We start from the raw sequence: 2,116 nt of genomic DNA on the forward strand, positions 1-2,116 counted from the left end.
GAGTGACACGCCTCGTACACCTGTTCCTCGGAGATGGTGCCTTCGATTGATCTGGCGATGCTGCCGTGGTTGAGCACGTATACGCGGTCGCACAGTCCGGCGACCTCGCGCAGATCGGTGCTGACGACGAGGACGCCGGCACCGCGGTCGGCTTCGCAGCGGATGAGGTCATAGAGGTCCTGCCGTGCACCAACGTCGACACCGCGGGTGGGCTCCTCGAGCACGAGCAGGTCGGCTCGCCCGTCCATGTTCCGGCCGAGCAGGACCTTCTGTTGATTTCCGCCCGACAGCAGCGCGACGTCACCGGTCAGGTCGCCGGCGATGCCCAGGCGGCGCGCCCACTGCGACGCCAGGCGCCACTCCCGTCCGCGGCTGAGGAAGCGGAATCCCAGATTCACCGATGCCTGCCGCAGGTTGTGCACGGTCAGGTTTTCTACACCCGAGCGCCCGAGCGCAAGGCCCTCGCCCTTGCGGTCGCCGGGTGCGAACCGCACCAGGCGACCCGTGCGGTGGATGCTCCCCGCGGTGGGCTCGAGCACGCCGGCGGCGACCCGGCCGAGCTCGCGGTAACCCGATCCGAGAAGGCCGGTGACACCGACGATCTCACCGCGCCGGACGCTGATGTCGGCGAGTTTGAACCGTCGCCCAAAGCTCGCGCCGTCCAGGCGCAAGATCTCTTCACCCGGACTAGTGGCATCGGCACGCGACGGAAAGAGTTCCTCTACTGGCTCACCAAGCATCGCGAAGACGATGTCGGCCTCACTGGTTTCCGACTTCGGCCGACTCAGAACGGCCCGGCCGTTGCGGAGCACCGTCACCCGGTCGGCGAGCCGCTCGATCTCGGTGAGGTGGTGAGACACATAGACGATCGCCAGTCCCTCATGGCGCAATTGCTCGATCACCGCGAAGAGCCGGAGCCGTTCTGCCTCGGTCAGCGCAGCAGTCGGTTCGTCGAGAATGAGTACGCGCGCGTCCTGAGCCAGGGCGGCGCAGATCTCGACCGCCTGGCGTTCGGCGATGTCCAAGCGCGCCAACGGCGTATCGGGTTGCACCCGCAAACCAAGCCTGGCCAGTAGCGTCTCGGCCTGCTCGGCCATGTCCTGGCGGTCCAACCGGCCCGTGCGCCGTGGTTCATGGCCCAAGAACAGATTCTCGGCGACGGTCAACGCGTCGATGACCGAGAGTTCTTGGTGCACGATCGCGATGCCCGCTTCGCGTGCCTCGCGCACTGAGCGGATCTCCTGCTCGACGCCGTCGTAGGAGACAGTCCCCCCATCGTGGCGCAGATCTCCGACCAGGATCTTGAGCAGCGTGCTCTTACCGGCGCCGTTCTCCCCCATCAGGGCGTGAACTTCACCGCGGCCGATGGTGAGGTCCACACCGTCGAGCACGACGGTTTGCCCGAATCGCTTGACGATGCCCGACATCTGCACGGCCGGGGGCTGGCCCTCGTGCGACCTCGGTCTCACGCCTGCGGACACACTGGTCACGTCAATCTCCTTGGTTCGCAGCCGCTTCAGTGCTTGCAGAACGGGTCGAAGTCGCAGGGCATGTCGTTGTACCACCATTCATCTGGCCGGTCCGCGTTGGCGTAATGAGCGATGTCCGCCGAGAACTTCTCCGGAGAGGTGACCCAGGGAACCTCGGTGGTCTTCATGACCTGTTCGCCGCGCAGGATCTTGGCTGCGGTCTCGACCGCCACTGATCCGACCGACACCGGGTATGGCACCGTCATCGAGGGCAGATTGTTGTTCTTCTGAATCAGCATCCAGCCGTTGGCGTCGTCGCCGACCCAGGCCTTCATCTGGTCGACCATGCCGGCGTCGCGTACGGCCTGGAACACTCCAATACCCAGATTGCCGCTGATGCCGACCACGGCATCCAAGTCGGGGTGCGCCGTGAGTACCGCCGAGGTCATCTCACGACCCTTGGTGGGGTCGTATTGCGCATATTGTGTGTCCACCACGTCGATGTCGGGGTACTTGGCCAGCACCGTCTTGTAGGCGGCTTCCACCGCCACGGTTTGCCCGGCGCCGGGAATGCCGGAGATCACCGCGATCTCGCCCTTGCCGCCGAGACGCTGTGCCACGTATTCCATTTGGTAGGCGCCCAGCGC

The 2,116-nt window shown here is 65.5% G+C and carries 2 protein-coding genes; both read right to left on the minus strand.

Features of this window, described 5'->3' with window-relative positions; translation table 11 throughout:
* A partial coding sequence (locus tag ACRDUX_RS25710) for a sugar ABC transporter ATP-binding protein (RefSeq protein WP_526417827.1) occupies positions 1-1,490 on the minus strand: 1,490 nt, incomplete at its 3' end.
* A gap of 26 nt (positions 1,491-1,516) precedes the next feature.
* The coding region (locus ACRDUX_RS25715) for a substrate-binding domain-containing protein (protein ID WP_526417828.1) at positions 1,517-2,116 on the minus strand (600 nt) is incomplete at its 5' end.

This window comes from Mycobacterium sp., assembly GCF_050701675.1.
Taxonomy (GTDB): domain Bacteria; phylum Actinomycetota; class Actinomycetes; order Mycobacteriales; family Mycobacteriaceae; genus Mycobacterium.